At 72.3% G+C, this 19,116-nt stretch carries 15 protein-coding genes and 1 pseudogene; 12 read left to right on the forward strand and 4 right to left on the reverse strand.

Annotated elements, in window-relative coordinates; translation table 11 throughout:
- Window positions 1-42: 42 nt before the first annotated feature.
- On the forward strand, window positions 43-1,731 hold the full coding sequence (locus tag EF879_RS05280; RefSeq protein WP_123555453.1) for a GMC oxidoreductase: 1,689 nt from the start codon (window positions 43-45) through the stop codon (window positions 1,729-1,731).
- Window positions 1,732-1,797: 66 nt separating this feature from the next.
- On the forward strand, window positions 1,798-3,351 hold the full coding sequence (gene guaA / locus EF879_RS05285; protein WP_123555091.1) for a glutamine-hydrolyzing GMP synthase: 1,554 nt from the start codon (window positions 1,798-1,800) through the stop codon (window positions 3,349-3,351).
- Between the two features lie 29 nt (window positions 3,352-3,380).
- Here the strand turns inward: guaA and EF879_RS28730 are convergent, their stop codons facing one another.
- On the reverse strand, window positions 3,381-3,857 hold the full coding sequence (locus EF879_RS28730) for a PspC domain-containing protein (RefSeq protein WP_123555455.1): 477 nt from the start codon (window positions 3,855-3,857) through the stop codon (window positions 3,381-3,383).
- A gap of 252 nt (window positions 3,858-4,109) precedes the next feature.
- On the opposite strand from EF879_RS28730, the gene EF879_RS05295 reads away from it, so the two are divergent.
- From EF879_RS05295 to EF879_RS05310, 3 genes are all read left to right on the forward strand, one after another.
- Window positions 4,110-5,084, forward strand: coding sequence for an NUDIX hydrolase (locus tag EF879_RS05295; RefSeq protein WP_123555457.1), 975 nt, complete (start codon window positions 4,110-4,112; stop codon window positions 5,082-5,084).
- Window positions 5,085-5,321: 237 nt separating this feature from the next.
- Entirely contained in the window at window positions 5,322-6,242 is a 921-nt protein-coding gene (locus EF879_RS05305; RefSeq protein ID WP_123555095.1) for an NUDIX hydrolase, read from the forward strand.
- Between the two features lie 328 nt (window positions 6,243-6,570).
- Window positions 6,571-7,497 (forward strand): phosphatidylcholine/phosphatidylserine synthase, encoded by a 927-nt coding sequence (locus EF879_RS05310; RefSeq protein WP_123555097.1) that lies wholly within the window; start codon window positions 6,571-6,573, stop codon window positions 7,495-7,497.
- Between the two features lie 169 nt (window positions 7,498-7,666).
- On the opposite strand, the gene EF879_RS05315 is transcribed toward EF879_RS05310, so the two are convergent.
- From EF879_RS05315 to EF879_RS05325, 3 genes are all read right to left on the reverse strand, one after another.
- The gene (locus EF879_RS05315) at window positions 7,667-8,920 is read right to left on the reverse strand and encodes a phosphatidylserine decarboxylase (RefSeq protein WP_123555099.1); all 1,254 of its coding nucleotides are present in this window, start codon (window positions 8,918-8,920) and stop codon (window positions 7,667-7,669) included.
- Between the two features lie 155 nt (window positions 8,921-9,075).
- The gene (locus tag EF879_RS28735) at window positions 9,076-9,645 is read right to left on the reverse strand and encodes a hypothetical protein (protein ID WP_370375442.1); all 570 of its coding nucleotides are present in this window, start codon (window positions 9,643-9,645) and stop codon (window positions 9,076-9,078) included.
- Window positions 9,642-11,411 carry a PspC domain-containing protein gene (locus tag EF879_RS05325; protein WP_123555101.1) on the reverse strand — a complete coding sequence of 590 codons (1,770 nt, stop codon included), beginning with the start codon at window positions 11,409-11,411 and terminating at the stop codon, window positions 9,642-9,644. Before EF879_RS05325 ends, EF879_RS28735 begins: the two co-directional genes overlap by 4 nt.
- A gap of 258 nt (window positions 11,412-11,669) precedes the next feature.
- Between EF879_RS05325 and EF879_RS05330 the strand changes: the two genes are divergently transcribed.
- The 7 genes and pseudogenes from EF879_RS05330 to EF879_RS05360 all read left to right on the forward strand — a co-directional run.
- Window positions 11,670-12,917, forward strand: coding sequence for an ATP-binding protein (locus tag EF879_RS05330; protein ID WP_255420901.1), 1,248 nt, complete (start codon window positions 11,670-11,672; stop codon window positions 12,915-12,917).
- A 5-nt stretch (window positions 12,918-12,922) separates the two neighbouring features.
- Window positions 12,923-13,607, forward strand: a pseudogene (locus EF879_RS05335) (response regulator).
- Window positions 13,608-13,977: 370 nt separating this feature from the next.
- Window positions 13,978-15,609 carry an ABC transporter substrate-binding protein gene (locus EF879_RS05340; RefSeq protein ID WP_123555105.1) on the forward strand — a complete coding sequence of 544 codons (1,632 nt, stop codon included), beginning with the start codon at window positions 13,978-13,980 and terminating at the stop codon, window positions 15,607-15,609.
- Window positions 15,610-15,784: 175 nt separating this feature from the next.
- On the forward strand, window positions 15,785-16,711 hold the full coding sequence (locus EF879_RS05345) for an ABC transporter permease (protein ID WP_123555107.1): 927 nt from the start codon (window positions 15,785-15,787) through the stop codon (window positions 16,709-16,711).
- Window positions 16,712-16,884: 173 nt separating this feature from the next.
- Window positions 16,885-17,817: an ABC transporter permease gene (locus tag EF879_RS05350; RefSeq protein ID WP_123555109.1), complete on the forward strand. Its 933-nt coding sequence runs from the start codon at window positions 16,885-16,887 to the stop codon at window positions 17,815-17,817.
- 8 nt (window positions 17,818-17,825) lie between these two features.
- Window positions 17,826-18,872, forward strand: a complete 1,047-nt coding sequence (locus tag EF879_RS05355) for an ABC transporter ATP-binding protein (RefSeq protein ID WP_123555111.1) — start codon at window positions 17,826-17,828, stop codon at window positions 18,870-18,872.
- The coding region (locus EF879_RS05360) for an ATP-binding cassette domain-containing protein (RefSeq protein ID WP_148086357.1) at window positions 18,853-19,116 on the forward strand (264 nt) is incomplete at its 3' end. The genes EF879_RS05355 and EF879_RS05360, both read left to right, overlap by 20 nt.

The raw sequence follows: 19,116 nt of genomic DNA on the forward strand, positions 1-19,116 counted from the left end.
GACGCCTGGCGCGACCACGACCGCTGACCAATGATGGCGGGCATGGGCAACCGGTACGACGTGGCGGTGATCGGCTCCGGCTTCGGGGGCAGCGTCGCGGCGCTGCGCCTGGCCGAGAAGGGCTACTCGGTCGTCGTGCTGGAGGCGGGGCGGCGCTTCGCCGACCACGAGCTGCCGGAGACCTCCTGGCGGCTTCGTCGCTACCTCTGGGCCCCGGCGCTGGGCTGTTACGGCATCCAGCGGGTCACCCTGCTCCGCTCGGTGGGGCGGCGGGCCGGCATCGCACCGGCGACCGTGCTGGCGCTGCACGGCGCCGGGGTCGGTGGCGGGTCGCTGGTCTACGCCAACACCCTCTACGAGCCGCTGCCCGCGTTCTACGCCGATCCGCAGTGGAGGGACATCACCGACTGGCGGGCCGAACTCGCCCCGTACTACGCGGAGGCGAGGCGGATGCTCGGTGTCACGACGTACCCGGGTGAGACGGCGGCGGACCGGGCGATGCGGGCGGTCGCCGAGCGGATGGGGGCGGGAGCGACCTTCCACCCGACCCCGGTCGGTGTCTATTTCGGACGTCCCGGGGAGCGGGTCGCCGATCCGTACTTCGGTGGCGCCGGCCCGGAGCGGACCGGCTGCCTGCACTGCGGGGCCTGTATGACCGGCTGCCGGTATGGCGCCAAGAACAGCCTGGTGAAGAACTACCTCTGGTTCGCCGAACGTCTCGGCGTCGAGGTGCGACCGCTGACCACGGCGGTCGCGGTCCGGCCGGCGCCGGACGGCGCGGGCTACCGGGTCGAGACGGTGCGGACCGGCGCCTGGCCACCGCGGCACCGGCAGGTGGTCCACGCCGGGCAGGTGGTCCTCGCGGCCGGGACGATCGGGACCCTGCGACTGCTGCACCGGATGCGGGCTGTTGGGGCGCTGCCCCACCTCTCGTCCCGGCTCGGTGCGCTCACCCGGACCAACTCCGAGGCGATCGTCGGCGCCGCCGTGCCGTTCCGGGCTGCCCGGCGGCGCGGTGTCGACCTCACCGAGGGGGTGGCGATCACCAGTTCCTTCCACCCCGATCCGGAGACCCACCTGGAGCCGGTCCGGTACGGCCCCGGCGCCAACGCGATGGCGCTGCTGCTCACCGCGCTGGTCGACGGCGGTCCGGGGCGACGCCGCCGGTGGCTCGCCGCGCTGGCACGTCGGCCGTTCGCGTACCTGCCGCCGGGGTCGGTCCGGGACTGGTCCCGGCGGACCGTGATCGTCCTGGCGATGCAGGCGCGGGACAACGCGGTGACGGTGCACCACCGGCGGGGGTGGTTCGGCCGGGAACGGCTGGTCGTCAGCGAGGGGCCGGGGGCGCCGAGCCCGAGCTGGCTTCCGGCCGCGAACGAGGCGGCGCGGTTGCTCGCCGAGGAGATCGGTGGGCGGCCGGGCGCGCCGCTGACCCAGCCGCTCGACATGTCGATCACCGCGCACCTGCTTGGCGGGGCGGTGATCGGGGCCACCCCGGAGGAGGGTGTGGTCGACCCGTACCACCGGGTCTTCGGGCATCCCGGCCTGCACGTCGTCGACGGGGCGGCGGTCTCGGCGAACCTCGGCGCGAATCCGGCGCTGACCATCGCCGCGCAGGCGGAACGGGCGCTGTCGTTCTGGCCGAACCGGGACGAACCAGACCCGAGGCCCCCGCTCGGTGCGCCGTACGTCCGGCTGCCGAGCCGCGTCCCCTCCGGGCCCGGGCGGTAGGGCGGCGTCCGGGCGTGCCGCCCGCCGTTACCAGGGCCGACCGGCGCCTGGGTAGGCTTCGTTCACATGAACACGCCGCGCCCGGTCCTGGTGGTGGACTTCGGAGCCCAGTACGCCCAGCTCATCGCCCGCCGGGTGCGGGAGGCCCGGGTCTATTCGGAGATCGTCCCGCACACGATGCCGGTGGCCGAGATGCTGGCCAGGGACCCGGCGGCGATCATTCTTTCCGGCGGCCCGGCCAGCGTCTACGCGCCCGGCGCCCCGCAGGTCGACCCGAAGCTCTTCGACGCGGGTGTGCCGATCTTCGGCATCTGCTACGGCTTCCAGGCGATGGCCCAGGCGCTCGGCGGCACGGTGGCGCACACCGGCGGCCGGGAGTACGGCGGCACCCCGCTGCGGACCCGGCCCGAGGGGGCGGCCCTGTTCCGGGACCTGCCCGCCGAGATCTCGGTCTGGATGAGCCACGGTGACTGTGTGACGGAGGCGCCTGGCGGGTTCACCGTGACCGCCGAGTCGCCCGGGGCGCCGGTCGCCGCGTTCGAGGATCTCGCCGGCCGCCGGGCCGGCACCCAGTTCCATCCCGAGGTGGAGCACACCGCGTACGGCCAGCGAATCCTGGAGCGCTTCCTCTACGACGTCGCCGGGATCGAGCCGACCTGGACGCCCGAGAACATCATCGACGAGCAGGTGGCGCGGATCCGGGCCACCGTCGGGGACAAGGAGGTCATCTGCGCCCTCTCCGGCGGGGTCGACTCCGCGGTCGCCGCCGCACTGGTGCACCGAGCCGTCGGTGACCAGCTCACCTGCGTCTTCGTCGACCACGGCCTGCTCCGGGCCGGCGAGGCCGAGCAGGTGGAGAAGGACTACGTCGCGGCCACCGGGATCAGGCTGCGGGTGGTCGACGCCGAGGAGCGGTTCCTCGCCGCGCTGGCCGGGGTGACCGACCCGGAGCAGAAACGCAAGATCATCGGCCGGGAGTTCATCCGGGTCTTCGAGGCCGCGGCCCGTGAGGTCGCCGCCGCCGGGGACGTGGAGTTCCTGGTGCAGGGGACGCTCTACCCCGACGTGGTCGAGTCGGGCGGCGGCACCGGCACCGCCAACATCAAGTCCCACCACAACGTCGGCGGGCTGCCCGAGGATCTGAGGTTCTCCCTGGTCGAGCCGCTGCGTACCCTCTTCAAGGACGAGGTGCGCCAGCTCGGCCTGGCCCTGGGGCTGCCCGAGGCGATGGTCTGGCGGCACCCGTTCCCGGGCCCGGGGCTGGCGATCCGGATCATCGGCGAGGTGACCCGGGAGCGGCTCGACCTGCTCCGTGCCGCCGACCGGATCGCCCGGGAGGAGCTGACCGCCGCCGGCCTGGACCGGGACGTCTGGCAGTTCCCGGTGGTGCTGCTCGCCGATGTCCGCAGCGTCGGCGTGCAGGGCGACGGGCGCAGCTACGGGCACCCGATCGTGCTCCGCCCGGTGTCGAGTTCCGACGCGATGACCGCCGACTGGTCGCGGCTGCCGTACGACGTGATCGCCCGGATCTCCACCCGGATCACCAACGAGGTGCCCGAGGTCAACCGGGTGGTGCTCGACGTGACGAGCAAGCCCCCGGGCACCATCGAGTGGGAGTGAGCCAGGCCGCCCCGGTCCGCGGCGCCGCCTCACCCGTCCTGTGACGGTCCGGTCGGCGGGCCCGCCGGTGTCGCGGTCGCGGTCGGCCGCGGCGGCTCGGCCTCCGGGGCCCCGGCCGACGTCGACGTCCCCGGCCCGCTGGCCGACGCCTCGCCAGGTGGGGTCGCCTGGCTGGGCGGCGCCGGAGGGGCGGTGGGTGCGCTCGCCGGGTCGGGGTACACAGGCGTGCCGGGCGGGCTCGGCGGCCAGACCGGGCCGCCGGCCGGCGGGTGGGGCCAGGCGGGAGCGCCGGGTGGCTCCTCCGGCATCAGGAACCACAGCACCGGGTACGCCAGCAGGGCCAGACCCCCGGTGAAGATCACGATCACCGCGAAGAGCACCCGCACCAGGGTCGGGTCCACGTTGAAGTAGCGCCCCAGCCCGCTGGCCACACCAGCGACCATCCGGTCCGTGGTCGGCCGGCGCAGTTGCTTGTACGGAGGCTGGGTGGGAGGCAGGTGTGTCATACCTCCACGGTCCGGCCGTCGGGCGGCGTCGTCCTCCGTGACCGCCCGGATCTCGACCCTGACCAACCCCTGAGGGTCCTCGGGCGCGGCCCGTGACGGGGTGCCGGGAAGGGTCTCCCCGGTGTGCGTCCGCGGTTGATCCCGGGGCGCCCGCCGTCCCGCCGGTGGCGTCCCGGCCGGTGTGGCGACCTACTGTCAGGAATCCGACTCTTTTCTCGGGGCGCTTAGATGATCAAGGGAGAATTCGGTTCCGTGACCCCCGCGCTGGAACCGATCCGCAGGATCGCGGCGTACGCGATTTGCACCGATTCAACCGGCCGAGTGTTGCTGGTCCGGGCCTCGTCCCGGTCCGGAACACCCGGCGTATGGTCGCTGCCTGGCGGCGCCGTCGACCATGGCGAGGACCCCAACCACACGGTGGTACGCGAGACGGCCGCGGAGACCGGCCTCTCCGTGTCCGTCATCGGCCTGCACGACGTCCTCGCCGACATGAGGTCGTTGCCGCACCGGGGCGTCACCATCCACACCGACCGGCTGCTGTACCGGGTCTCCGTCCGGGGCGGGACACTCTCCGACCGGGTCGGCCAGCCGACCGACCTGGCCCGGTGGCACACGCTGGACGAGGCCCGGAAACTGCCGCTGCGGCCGTTCACGGCCCGGGCGCTGGGGCTGCCGAGCGTCCCCCTCGACCTGCGCCCGGAGGAGGCTCCCGAGTTTCCCTCCTTCCACGCGGTGCCGGGGCCGGACGGTCTGCACCGAGCCCAGCGCTTCGCGGCGTACGCGGTCGCCACCGACCCGGATGGCCGGGTCCTGCTGACCCGGATCGCCGACGGCTATCCGGGGGCGGGCTGCTGGCACCTGCCCGGCGGCGGTACCGACTACGGCGAACAGCCGGGCGCGGCCCTGATCCGGGAACTGGTCGAGGAGACCGGTCAGCGTGGCCGACTGGTCGAACTGATCGGTGTGGCGAGCCACCGGGACGCCGCCTCGCTCGGCCCGGAGGGCTATCCGATCGACTGGCACGGCGTACGCGCGTTCTACCGGGTCGTGGTCGACCGGCCGGTGCGACCGGTCGTCCGGGACGTCGGCGGCTCCACCGCCGAGGCCCGCTGGTTCCGGCCCGAGGAGCTGGAGGAACTGCCGCCGGAGCAGCTCACCGAGGTGACCGCCGAGGCCGTCCGGGCGGCCGGGCTACGGCGTCCACAACCCGCCGCCGTCGTGGGCTGACCGCCGGCGTCCGGGGACGCGCGGCCCGATGCGGCTCCGCGCCCGGCCGTCCTCGGCCTCGCCGGGAACGCCTCGCCAGCCGTACCGGCACCGGGCGTCCGCCACCCCGGACCGTCCGCCGACGAGGCGGAGGAGTTCGCGCCCGGGCTGGTCCGCCCCGCCGATGTCGCCGCCCCCGGTTCCGGCCGGGTCCGGCCGGACCTGCATGATCGACAGGGCCGGTGGGAAGGGAGCGGCATGGATCGGCGACGACGAATCGGGGCGTACGGGCTGTGCCGGGACGGCGCGCGGGTGCTGCTCGTCCGTGGCTCCCCGGCATCACCCTTCCCCGGTTACTGGCAGCTTCCCGGGGGCACCGTGGCGCACGGCGAGCACCCGACCGACGCCCTGCTCCGTGCGTTCCACGAGGAGACCGGGCTGACGGTGACCCCCAGCGGGCTCCGGGCCGCCGTCGCCGACGTGGCCCGGCTGGCCGCCCCGGCCGGCCCGGTCGCCGAACACACCGACCGGATCGTCTACGACGTCACCGTGACCGGCGGCACGCTCCGCCCCGAGGCGGCCGGCGGCAGCGACGCGGTGGCCTGGTTCGCCCCGGAGGACCTGACCGGCCTTCCCCTGATGCCGTTCACCGCCGAACTGCTCGGTCGCCCGGTGCGGGCGCTGCCCGAGGGTGGGCCGCCGCCGGTGGCGGCCGCGGAGCCGCCGGTCGACCGCCGCCAGCGCTTCGCGGCGTACGGACTGGTCACCGACCCGGACGATCGGATCCTGCTGACCCTGATCGCCGACGGCTACCCGGGGGCGGGCCGGTGGCACCTGCCCGGCGGCGGCACCGACCACGGTGAGCAGCCGGCCACCGCGCTGCTCCGAGAACTCGTCGAGGAGACGGGTCAACTGGGCCGGGTCAGCGACCTCCTCTATGTCTCGCACCGGCACAGCCGGGCCGAGTACGGCCCCGAGGGGCGCCCGCTGGACTGGCACGGGGTCCGGGTGATCTATCGTGTCGTGGTCGAGTCCCCGACCGAGGCGCGGGTGACCGAGGCCGCCGGAGGATCGACCGCCGACGCCGGATGGTTTCGGCTCTCCGACGCCGCCGCGCTGCCCCGTACCGAGGTGGTCAACGCCGCGTTGGCCCTGGCCAGGGGGGAGAGTCCCGGCTGATCGGGTGGTGTGGCGGGTTTGACTAGAGTGGGGAAAGGACGGTACGGCACCCACCGGGCGACACGTCCCGAGCTGGGAAGTCTTAGGTGTCTCGCGAGGTTTGCGAAGAATATCCCGAGACGGCTATCGCGAATCCCCTCCGTCTGTGCAATGGTGTAGGCCGCAATCGGTCGACCGACCGAGCAGCCCCCGGTCCGTAGGAGCCGGGTGACCGCCGTCGTGGCGGACATAGTTCATCCGTGATGGAGGAGACGTGCCGAGAGCCCCATGGCGTCGGCGTCGTACGTCGGACAGCCCGCGCCCGGCAGGGCGCCGCTGGGCGGGGCGGTTGCGCCGCAGCGGCACGTTCGCCCGCCAGGTCCTGCTGGTCCGGGTAGGGCGCCGTGACCCCCAGGTGGAGAGCGCGGGCGCCGTGGCCCGGCCCGAACCCCGGTACGCCGAGGACCTCAGGCCCGAGGAGCCGTACGGGTTGGGGCTGGACGCCGAGGACCTCGAGTCCGTGGCGCCGGTCAGTCCGGCGGTCGGCCCGACCGACGCGGTCGACGCGACCGGCCCGACGATGTCCATTCCGCTGCTGCCCGGCGAGCGGACCCTGGCCCGTCGCCTCAGGTTCGCGGTCGTCAACGCCTGCACCCTCGCCAGCCTGACCCTCGGCCTGTTCGCGATCTTCCAGGCGATGCAGGGTGACGTGCGGGTCGCGGCCTACTGCCTGATCGCCTGCGTGGCCTTCGACGGGCTCGACGGGGCGCTGGCCCGTCGGCTGGGGGTGGCGAGCCCGTTCGGCGCCCAGCTGGACTCGCTGGCCGACATGTGCTCGTTCGGCCTGGCGGCGCCGATCGTGGTCTACGCCTCGCTCGTCGGCTCGGTCTCCACCCCGGCCGCCATGGTCGCCTGCGTGCTCGTCGCGGCCGGCGCCGCGATCCGGCTCGCCCGGTTCAACGTCTCGCCCAAGGACGGCCGGTTCTTCTGCGGGGTCCCGACCACCATGGTGGCCGCCGTGCTCGCCCTGGCAGTGCTGATCGGCCCGCCCGTGCCCGGTACGGTCCAGGTCGCCGGGGTCGCGCTGCTCGCCTTCGCGATGGTCTCCAGCTTCCCGTACGCCAAGCTGGCCCGGCTGCTCAGGCTGCCGCCGTGGGTGTGGCTGGCCCCGGTGACCGGTGCCCTGATCGACGTCCGGCTCACCTTCGCACTCGTGGTGGTCGGCTACCTGATCAGCGGGCCGCTGCTCTGGCTGCGGCAGCGCCGTACCGCCTGACCACGGCACCGCGTCGGTCCCGGACAGCCACGCGGCCCGACCGCGGCGGCATCTCGCGGTCGGCGGGCCGGCTCCGGACACTCGACCACGCCGGGCCCGACGGGACGTCCCGCCGGGCCCGACGCCGTCCGGGTCGCCGTCGCGCCGGTCGAGGGCGGCCGGGGCGCGGTCAGCGCCAGCGGGCGATCACCGACGATCCGCCGACCACCCGGTCGCCCGGTCCAACCAGCGGTTCGGCGGCGTCGGCGGGGAGGTAGACGTCGGTCCGGGAGCCGAATCGGATCAGGCCGAACCGCTCGCCCCGGGCGAGGAGCGACCCGATCGGGGCTCGCTGCACGATCCGCCGGGCGAGCAGGCCGGTCCGCTGGGCCACCACCACCGTCCCGTGTTCGGTCTCCAGCACGGTGTACGCGGCCACGTTGTGCTCGGCATCCGGCTTCATCGCGGCGGCGAACCCACCGTCGGCGACGAAGTAGTCCACCACCCGCCCGGCTACCGGGGCGCGGTTGATGTGCACGTCGAGCACCGAGAGGAAGACCGCGATCCGGAGGAACTCGCCGTCGCCGAAGCGCTCGTCGCGCAGCCGCTGCACCGACAGCACCTGCCCGTCCGCGGCGGCGACGACCGCCGAGGGGTCCTCGGGGATGTCCCGCTCCGGATCGCGGAAGAAGGCGGCGACCGGCGCGGCGGCGAGGGCGGGCAGCAGCCAGAGCCGGGACTTCGGCCGGGCGATCTTGGCGACGGCGGCGATCCCCAACGCGATGCCCGCGGCGGCGACCCCGTTCGAGTCGATGTGCATGGCGCGGGTCAGCGGGACGCTCGAGGTGCGGTAGGCGGGGGTCAACCGGGCCGCCACCCGAACGTCGGCCGGGGTGAACCGGAGCCGGTGCACCCGTACCGGGGGCCGGTTCACCAGGACGAGGTCGGTGCCGACGCCGAACAGTGCGCTCTGCCGTTCGAGCTCGCCGGCCGCGCCGGGCGCCTGGCCCGGAAGGGCACTCGCCGCGACGCTCAGCACGCCGCCGTCGGTCAGGTACTTCGCCAGTCCGTCCACCGTGGTCCGGGTCTCGTCGGCGCTCCCGACCAGCGGTTCGGCGGCGATCACCACATCCGCCGGCTCCGCCTCGGCGAGCGAGTCGACCACGCGTACCCGCTGGGCAATCCACTGCCCGAGAGCCGTGACGTGCTCCCGGAGTTCATCCGGTGTGGACGTCTCCGCCGGCACCAGGGTGAGCGCGTCGCCGGGCAGGAGCGCGTCGATCGCCGCGGCCAGCACGGACGAGTCGGGGGCGGCCCCGACCAGCAGGGCGGTCTTCGCCCCCTGGTGCCGGGACAGTTCGGTGGTGAGGACGCGGGCGGCGCGCTCGCCGACGCGGACGGGACGGCCGGGGCCGGTGCCGCGTACGGCGGGGGACTGGGTCATGCGGGAGGGCTCCTCGGGAGGTCGGGACGGGCCTGGCCCGACATCGGCGCGGGGCGGCGGACGACGTCCGGGCGCCCGCGCCGGCGTCGGCCGGCGAAGGCGGAAAGCTTCGCCGGTCAGTCTAGGCATCGCCCCCCCCGGAGCCGCACCGATCGTCATCGCGGCCGCTCCTCCGCGGCCGATCCGCCGGCGCCGCCCTCCCCGGCCGGCTGGGTGCCGCCGTCCGCCCCGTCCCGGTGCGGGGCGGGAAGCTCCGTGGTCGGCGCCTCGCCGCCCTCGTCGGACCGCTGGCGGAGCTCCGCCGTGGGTTCGTCCCGCGCGGGGCCGGTGGGCGGGGCCCCGGGTGCCGGATCGACCCACGGCGACTCCGTCCACGGCACCCGGTTCCGCCCCGGCTCCGCCAGGCTTCGGTCCGGAAGAGTCTGCTCCAGCGGGCTCGCCGCGGTCTGGTCCGGCAGGGTCCGCGTCGCCGCGGTCTGGTCCGGCCCCGCCGACGCCGCCAGGCCCGGCGCCGGTGCCGTCCCGGCCGGTGTCGCCGGAGTGCGGCTCGACCGCAGCGCGCCCACCAGGCCGAGCGTCCCGGTCGCGATCAGCGCCACGGCCAGGATCCACCCGACCTGCGGCAACGCGAGGTTCATCAGTTGGGCGAGCAGCCACCAGGCCGTGATGGCGAGGAAGACCAGGGCGAAGACCAGGGACAACCAGTCGGTACGGTGCGCCTTCACCGGATCACCTCCGCGTGGCCGACGTTGACGTTCAGGGTGAGCCGGAGCGTGCCGCCGCCCGGCCCGTCGGCGCCGACGTCGGTCAGCTCCCGGGCGGAGCTGTTGTTTCCAGGGAGATGCCGGCCCAGCACGACGGCGTCGCCCGCGTGTACCCCGGCCCGTACCGTCACGTCGACCTCGGGTGGCAGCAGCACCGTCACCTCACCGAGGCTGACCTCCACCCGGATCTCGGCGTTCCGGCCGGTGAAGTCGACCCGGGTCAGGTCGAGCGTCGAACTGCCGAAATGGGCCTGGTACCGGTCGGCCAGGGCGTCGTAGCTGGTCGGAGCCCAGACCACCGGATGGTCACTGCGCAGGCCTTGGTAGTTCTCCCCGGCGGTCGAGACGCCGAGGGCGCAGGAGGCGACCAGCCCGAGCGCGATCAGCCAGCGGGCGCGGCCGAACCACGCGCCGACCAGCAGTCCGAGCGCGATGGTCACCAGGGCGGCGGCGAAGTAGGCGGAGGGTCCCACATCGACGACGTTGGTGAGGTCCAGGATGGCGACCACCCCGACCGCCACGAAGATCAGCGAGAAGGTCGCGGCGCCGAGCCGGGACCGTTCCCGGGGCTTCCGGGGCGGCTTGGGCGGGGTCGGGGGTGCGGCGTGCTCGGTCCTGGGACGGCTGCCCGCGTACGGCCCGTGCGGCGCGAACGGCGGCCGGTAGCCATACGACGGCGGGTAGCCGGGGGACGTCGGCCGGTAGCCCGTGGCTGGCGCCGGTGCCGGCGGCTGCGTGCCGAGGCCCGGCGCCGCCCCGGAGGTCGTCGACCAGGCTGGCGCGGGACCCGGGTACCCGGCGGCCGGAGTCGGGCCGGGCCGGGCGGTCGGCGCGGGACGGTGGCCGGCGGACCAGGCTGGCGCCGTCGGCGCCGGCGCGGGCCAGCCTCCGCCCGGTGGCGCCGGGGTTGGCCAGCTTCCCGGGGCCGGGGGCTGGCCCGGCCCGGGCGTCGGCGGGACCGGGGCTGCCGCCGCGGGTGGGTAGCCCGGGCCCGGATAGCCGGCGGGCGGCGGGTACGTTCCGCCCTCCGCCGACCGCTGGCCGGCTGTGGTCCGGTCCGACTGCCGGTTCAGCAGCAGCGCGCCGCCGATGAGGACCGCCACGCCGAGCAGCATGGCCCGGTACGTGTCGGTCACGATGAAGCCGAACATCACCGCGACGAGGATGCCGAGGACGAGCACCGTGACCGGGGACATGCTCGACCGGCCTCGTCCGAGCATCGACTCGACCGGTGAGGCGGTGTCGCCCTCGGCCGGGATGATCAGCCAGGCGGCGACGTACACCAGGATGCCGATCCCGCCGAAGAAGCCGAGCACGGCCAGCAGGACCCGCCACAGGATCGGATCGCTGTCCGTGGCCCGGCCGATCGCGGCGCAGACGCCGGCCAGGTACCGGCCCTCGCGGGGGCGAACGAGCCCGTACCGGTAGGCGAACGCGGCATCGGGCCCGCTCCCGCCGGGCTCCGGTGGCGTCCGTCCCGGCCCCCCGCCCGGCCAGCCCGCCCCCGAGGCGGCGGCACCGGGCGCGCCCGACCCCCCGACACCGGGCGTGCCCTGGTCCGCGGGACCGGGCCCGCTGTCCGTCCGCCCTCCGGGAACGCTCTGCTCCCCCGGCCCGTGTTCCGCCGGGGTCGGAGGCGTTCGGTGCGTGCTCTCGGCGTCGTCCGGTTGCGCGGGACCACCCGCTGGACGCGGCGTCCCGTGGGCGGCGGCAGCGTCGTCGGTCATGCTCCGAATCCTTCTCCTTCGTCCGGCGTACGGCCTCAGGCGCCAACCCTGAGCGCACCCTGAGATAACTCCCACCGGGATGTCCGGGGAGTCCCGATGGCTGGTGACCGGTCCGACGTGTGACCATCGAATCGGCGGCGGGCAGGGGTTCCCGTCTCCGCCCACCCGCCGGCCAGCGCCACCCCACCGGGGCGAGAAACGCACGCAGTGGCAGGAAACGGGCGCCGGACCCGCAGCCGACCACGAAAGGAGCGACCGATCCGCACCGCGGCCGAACCACCCCGCCTCTACCGCGCCCGGCATCACCGCATGGTGGCCGGCGTGGCCTCCGGCATCGCCGGGCACCTCGGTATCCCGGTCGTGCTGGTCCGGATCGTGTTCGTGCTGCTCCTCGGCTTCAGCGGTCTCGGGCTGCTGCTCTACGCGGCGTTCTGGGCGGTGGTGCCGCCGCACCCGGGCGGCGCCGAGCCGCCGCCGCGGCGCAACGTCTTCCAGCTGCTGCCGTTCGTGGCCATCGGGCTCGGGGTGATCCTGATCGAGGCGCTGGTGCTGAAGTCGGACGGCGTCGCCGGGACGGCCGGCTGGCTGGTCGCGATCATCGCGGTGGGTGCCGGGGTGATCTGGCACCAGTCCGCGCCGGAGCGCCGGTGGCAGTGGCGCGAGTCGCTTCCCGTGCCGTGGCTCGAGGCGGTGGTGGAGGAGAGCGACCGGCGCGCCTTCATCCTGCGGTTCATCGGGGGCGGGCTGCTGGTCGCGATCGGGCTGATCGGTGTCGTGGCCGTGTACCGCCCGCAGGGCAGCTTCGACGCGGTGCTCAATGGTGTGATCTTCGCGCTGGTCGCGCTCGCCGGGGTCGCCGTGGTCGCCGCGCCCGCGCTGTGGCGGACGTACAACCAGTTGCGGGCCGAGCGGGAGGGGCGGATCCGGGAGCAGGAACGCGCCGAGCTCGCCGCCATGGTGCACGACCAGGTTCTGCACACCCTGGCCCTGATCCAGCGCAACGCGGCCGATGTCAAGACGGTGCAGCGGCTGGCCCGGGGCCAGGAGCGCTCGCTGCGGAACTGGTTGTACAAGCCCACCGCCTCGCCGACCGAGCGGTTCGCGGCGGCGCTGGAGCAGGCGGCCGCCGAGGTGGAGGACACCTACGCGATCACGGTGGAGACGGTGGTCGTCGGTGACCGGGAGACCGACGAGCGGGTCGGCGCCCTGGTCGCCGCAGCCCGTGAGGCACTGGTCAACGCCGCCCGGCACGCCAAGGTGCAGACGGTCTCGCTCTACGCCGAGGTCGAGCCGGAGCAGCTCAGCGTGTTCGTCCGCGATCGCGGGGCGGGGTTCGACCCGTCTACGGTGGAGGAGCACCGGCACGGCGTACGCGGTTCGATCATCGGGCGGATGCGGCGGCACGGCGGGCGGGCGGAGATCCGTAGTGCGCCGGGAGACGGAACCGAGGTGCGGCTGTTCCTGCCGTTGCCCCGGGAAAGCGCGACAGCAGGGAAGGACAGGTAGCGATCATGGTCGAGACGACGGCGCCGGTCGGGGAGGGCACGCCCGAGCCGCGGCGGCTGCGGGTCTTCCTCGTCGACGACCACGCGATGTTCCGGGCCGGGGTACGGGCGGAGGTTGGGCGCCCACGTCGAGGTGGTCGGCGAGGCGAGCACGGTAACCGAGGCGATCAGCCGGATCGCCGCCACGCTGCCCGACGTGGTGCTGCTGGACGTGCACATGCCGGACGGAGGCGGCCGGGCGGTTCTGGAGGCGGTCCGGCGTGCTCACCCGGAGGTGCGGTTCCTGGCGCTGAGCGTCTCGGACGCGGCCGAGGACGTGATCGGGCTGATCCGGGCGGGGGCCCGGGGGTACGTCACCAAGACCATCTCGCCCGAGGAGCTGGCCACCGCGATTCGTCGGGTCGCCGACGGTGACGCCGTCTTCAGTCCCCGGCTGGCCGGGTTCGTCCTCGACTCCTTCGCCGCCCGACCGGACGCGCCGGTCGCCGACCCGGAGCTGGACCAGCTCACCAACCGCGAGCGCGAGGTGCTCCGGCTGCTCGCCCGGGGGTACGCCTACAAGGAGATCGCCAAGGAGCTGTTTATCTCGATCAAGACGGTGGAGACCCACGTCTCGAACGTGCTGCGCAAGCTCCAGATGTCGAACCGCTACGAACTGTCTCGCTGGGCGGCGGACCGGCGCCTCGTCTGAGCCCTGGCCGGCCGCCACCGATCCTGGGTGGTCACCCGTACGCACATCGGTGGGATCCCGACGTCTCGGGCAGGGCCGGACGGCCGACAGATGGTGGTACGACGCGTGCGCGCTTGACGTCCCCGTGCGGTGTGGTCGACGCGGGCTAGGTCACATCCGGGCGGGCAGGCATCGGCCTGGGTAACTGTCCTGTTGATGTTCGGGCTGCTCGGTGTCGGTGTCGGTCGTGGCTGTCGATGCTCGTCAACCGGACAGAACGCTGCCGCACAACTAACGGGTTGATAACGGCACCTTTCCGCGCTAGGGGCCCTGGTGTCACAGTGTCAGTCACCTCACAGTCCCTCGTGAGCGCCCTGAGGAGGCTCTACTCATGCGCGGGCATTTCCCGTTAAAGATGGCGGTCGGGGCGACCGCCATAATGTTGTTGGCGGCAGGCTGCAGCGGTGGCGGCGACGACGCCGGCGACGAGGCCTTCGTCGTCTCGATCGGCATCGGTGAGCCCCAGCACCTGATCCCGTCCAACACCACCGAGTCCAACGGTGCCGAGGTGCTGGCTGCCCTCTACACGCCGCTGGTCGACTTCGACGCCAACAACAACCCGGTCCTGGTGGCCGCGGAGTCGATCGAGTCGCCGGACAACAAGGTCTGGACGATCAAGCTGAAGGACGGCTACACCTTCCACAACGGCGAGAAGGTGACCGCCGACAACTACATCAACGCCTGGAACCACGCGGCCTACGGTCCGAACGGTATGGGCGGTTCGTACTTCTTCGCGCGGATCCAGGGCTACGACGAGCTGAACCCGAAGGACCCGGACGGCGAGGATGGCCCGCAGAAGCCCCCGACCCCGCCGACGAACAAGCTGTCGGGTCTGGCGAAGGTCGACGACCTGACCTTCACGGTGACGCTGAAGGAGCCGTTCTCCGGCTGGCGCTCGGTCATGGGCTACACCGTCTTCTACCCGCTGCCCAACGCGGCGTGGGCCTCGGACGGCGTGCTGAAGGAGGACTTCGAGCAGGCTCCGATCGGTAACGGCCCGTTCAAGATCAAGGGCAAGTGGGAGCACGACTCGAAGATCGAGGTCGAGAAGTACGACGCGTACCCGGGCGAGAAGCCGAAGATCGACGGCGTTCTCTACAAGATCTACCAGGACCAGCAGGCCCAGTACGCCGACCTGTCGAGCGGTGCGCTGGACATCGTGACCCAGATTCCGATCGAGAACCTGGCGAGCGCCCCGACCGACCTGGGCGACCGGTTCAAGACCAGCCCGAACTCGGTCTTCCAGTTCGTCGGCTTCCCGACCTTCCTCGAGCAGTACTCGAAGGTCGAGGTGCGTAAGGCGATCTCCATGGCGATCAACCGCAAGGAGATCACCGACAGCATCTTCCGTGGTTCGCAGACGCCGGCGACCTCGTTCGTCTCCCCGGCGGTGGCCGGCTACCGCGAGAACAGCTGCGGCGAGGCGTGCACGTACGACCCTGCCAAGGCCAAGGCCATGTACGAAGCCGCGGGTGGCCCGAAGCAGATCAAGATCACGTACAACGTCGACGGTGGCCACAAGGCGTGGGTCGACGCGACCTGCAACCAGCTCAAGACCAACCTGGGTGTGGACTGCGTCGGTGTCGGCGAGCCGAAGTTCGCGGACCTGCTGACCAAGGTCGAGAAGAAGGAGGACGTCGGCCTGATCCGGATGGGCTGGCTCATGGACTACCCCCTGATGGAGAACTACCTGGGTCCGCTGTACGGCACCGGCGGCTCGTCGAACTACTACGGTTACAGCAACCCGGAGTTCGACAACCTGGTCAAGCAGGGCTCGGCGGCGAAGACCCCGGAGGAGGCCATCAAGATCTGGCAGCAGGCCGAGGACATCCTCGCCCGTGACATGCCGGTGATTCCGCTCCGTCACGGCCAGAACGTCTTCGGTCACTCCGAGCGGGTGAAGAACGTCGAGGTCGACAAGTACACGAAGGTGGAACTGCTGAAGCTCGAGCCCGCGAGCTGACCTGACCACGCTGCGGTGAACGGTCCGGTCCAGTCCTGGCCTGTCCGGGTCGGACCGGACCGTTCGTGCGAAGCCTCACCGGCCCGGAGGCCGGTGAGGCTGTGGTCGCCCCGTGCGCATCACGGTCCGGCTGTCCAGGCAGCCGTCGATGCTCGACTCGCAGAGGACTTGGGAGATGTTCCGCTACTTCGTACGGCGCGTGCTACAGGGGGTCCTGACGTTCTTCGGGGCCACCTTCATCGTGTACGCGCTGATGTTCGCCAACCAGACCGACCCACTTCAGACGTTGGCGGGTGAGCGGCCGCTGCCGGAGAACGTCCGACAGGCGCTCACCGAAAGGTATCACCTCGACGACCCGTTTATCGTCCAATATGGCCACTACATGCGTGGCCTGCTCACCGGCGACTTCGGCATCTCGCTGACCAACCGGTCGATCAAGGAGATGATGGAGCAGGCCTGGCCGGTGACCGTCCGGCTCGCCCTCCTCGCGATCGTCATCGCGGTGCTGATCTCCGTCACCTCCGGCATCATCTCGGGTATCCGCCGGGGCGGCCCCTTCGACACGGTCACGCTGATCATCACGCTGATCCTGCTCGCCCTGCCGATCGTCGTGCTGGCACCGCTGGCCCAGCTCTTCTTCGGCGTGCAGCTCAAGTGGTTCCCGGCCACCGCCGGTGCTGATCCCGGGGTCTATCAACTCCTCCTCCCGGCGGCGGTGCTGGCCACCCTGGTGATGGCCACCGAGATCCGGGTCACCCGGGCCAGCGTGGCGGAGAACCTGCGCTCGGACTACGTCCGTACGGCCCGGGCCAAGGGACTGTCGAAGCGCCGGGTGATCGGCGTGCACGTCCTGCGGAACTCCCTGATCCCGGTCATCACGCTGATCGGTCTCGACCTCGGCAACCTGATGGCCGGTGCGATCGTCACCGAGGGGGTCTTCAACATCCCCGGGGTCGGCTTCAACCTGTTCCGGGGCATCCGGACGGAGGACGGCCCGCTGGTGGTCGGCTTCGTCAGCATCCTGGTGATCGTCTTCATCGTCGTGAACCTGGTGGTCGACCTGTTGTACGCGGTGCTCGACCCGAGGATTCGCTATGAGTGAGCGGTGCGAGGCGACGGCATGAGCGAGCGAGGCGAACCAACCAGCCGGCTCTGCGAGCGGGGCGGACCCAGCAACCGACTCTGCGAGCGAAGCGAACGAACCAGTCAGTTCCGTGTCTGCGCCTCATGGCCGCGTCGAGAGCGGCGGGGCGGCGCGGGTGAGCGAGGCGTCCGATGAGCAACGTCGAATCTGTCACACAGGCCGAGGCCCCGGCCGCCGACCCGGCTGCCGCCGGCGCCGGTGGCAGCGAGAAGCCACGTAGTCTGGCCGGGGACGCCTGGAACGACCTGAAGCGCAACTGGATCTTCTGGGCCGCATCCGTGCTGGTCGTGCTGGTGGTGATGATGGCCGCCTTCCCGGGCCTGTTCACCTCGGCCGACCCGGAGTACTGCTCGCTGTCCCGGCAGCACGCCGGCCCGAGCGGCGGCGCCATCTTCGGCTACAACTTCCAGGGGTGCGACGTCTACGCCCGGACGATCTACGGCGCCCGCAACTCGGTGCTGATCGGGCTCTTCGCCACCATCATCTCCGGTGCGATCGGCCTGATCATCGGGATGGCCGCCGGCTACTTCGGCGGCTGGGTCGACGCGTTGCTGGCCCGGGGCATCGACATCGTGCTGGGTATCCCCACCCTGCTGGCCGCGATCGTGCTGGCCCGGCGGCTCTCCGACTCGGAGGACTCGGGCTTCTGGCCGGTGGTGATCACCCTCGGGGTGCTGACCTGGACCACCGGGGCACGGATCATGCGCTCCTCGGTGATCTCGGCGAAGAGCCAGGACTACGTGGCCGCGGCCCGGATGCTCGGCGCCGGCCACGCCCGGCTGATGTTCCGGCACATCCTGCCCAACGCCGCCGCACCGTTCGTGGTGGTGCTGACCCTCCTGCTCGGCGCCAACATCGCCACCGAGGCCACGCTGACCTTCCTCGGCGTGGGGCTACGGGGCAACGCCATCTCCTGGGGCATCGACATCTCGACGGCCGCGCCGTACGTCCGGGAGGCGGCGGCGCCGCTGGTGTGGCCGTCGGTGTTCCTGGCGGCGACCGTACTGGCCTTCATCATGCTGGGCGACGCGATCCGCGACGCCTTCGACCCGAGGCTGCGGTGAGTGGAGCCATGACCGACATCAAGGCTGAGATCGACGTCCTCCCCGGCCTGGACTCCAGCGCCCGGCTGTTGGAGGTCGAGGACCTGCGGGTCGAGTTCCGCACCCAGGTCGGGGTGGCGAAGGCGATCAACGGGGTCAACCTGCATCTGGACCCGGGCGAGACCCTGGCCATCCTGGGCGAGTCCGGGTGCGGCAAGTCCGTCACCGCGCAGGCGATCATGGGCATCCTCGACTCACCTCCCGGCTTCATCACCGGTGGCTCGATCCGCTACCGCGGGGTCGACCTGTTGACGCTGCCCGAGGAACAGCGGCGGCGGGTCCGCGCCAACCACATTGCGATGATCTTCCAGGACGCGCTCTCCGCGCTGAACCCGGTCTTCTCGGTCGGGTTCCAGCTCGGTGAGTTGTTCCGGGTGCACCGTGGCATGTCCCGGCAGGACGCGAAGCGGCGTGCCATCGAGCTGCTCGACATGGTCAAGATCCCCGCCGCCCGGCAGCGCGTCAACGACTACCCGCACCAGTTCTCCGGCGGTATGCGGCAGCGCGTCATGATCGCGATGGCGCTGGCGCTGGACCCCAAGGTGCTGATCGCCGACGAGCCGACCACCGCGCTGGACGTCACCGTCCAGGCCCAGATCATGAGCCTCCTCGCCGAGCTGCAACGGGAACGGAACATGGGGCTCATCCTGATCACCCACGACATGGGGGTGGTCGCGGACGTCGCGGACCGTATCTCCGTGATGTACGCCGGAAGGGTGGTCGAGGAGGCGCCGGTCCTGGACATCTACGCCCGGCCGGCGCACCCGTACACCAAGGCGCTCCTGGAGTCGATTCCGCGACTGGACCTGAAGGGGCAGCAGCTCAACGTCATCAAGGGCCTGCCGCCGAATCTGACCCGGATTCCGGCCGGCTGCGCGTTCCACCCGCGCTGCGGGTATGCCCAAAGCGTCTGCCGCGCCGACCCGCCGCCGCAGCTGTTCGACGTGGCAGCCGGCCGGACCGCGCGGTGCCATTTCTGGACGGAGGTGGCGGGCGATGAGCCAGCTGTCAAGTAACGAGGTCGTGCTGGAGACCCGGGGTCTCGTCAAGCACTTCCCGATCACCCAGGGCATCGTCTTCAAGCGGCAGATCGGCGCCGTGAAGGCGGTGGATGGTATCGACCTGCAACTGCGGCGGGGCGAGACCCTCGGCATCGTCGGGGAGTCCGGGTGCGGCAAGTCCACCCTGGCCAAGCTGCTGGTGGGGCTGGAGAAGCCGACCGCGGGTTCGATCACCGTGCGCGGCCAGGACATGCCCCGG

This window comes from Micromonospora sp. HM5-17 (assembly GCF_003762835.1).
Taxonomy (GTDB): domain Bacteria; phylum Actinomycetota; class Actinomycetes; order Mycobacteriales; family Micromonosporaceae; genus Plantactinospora.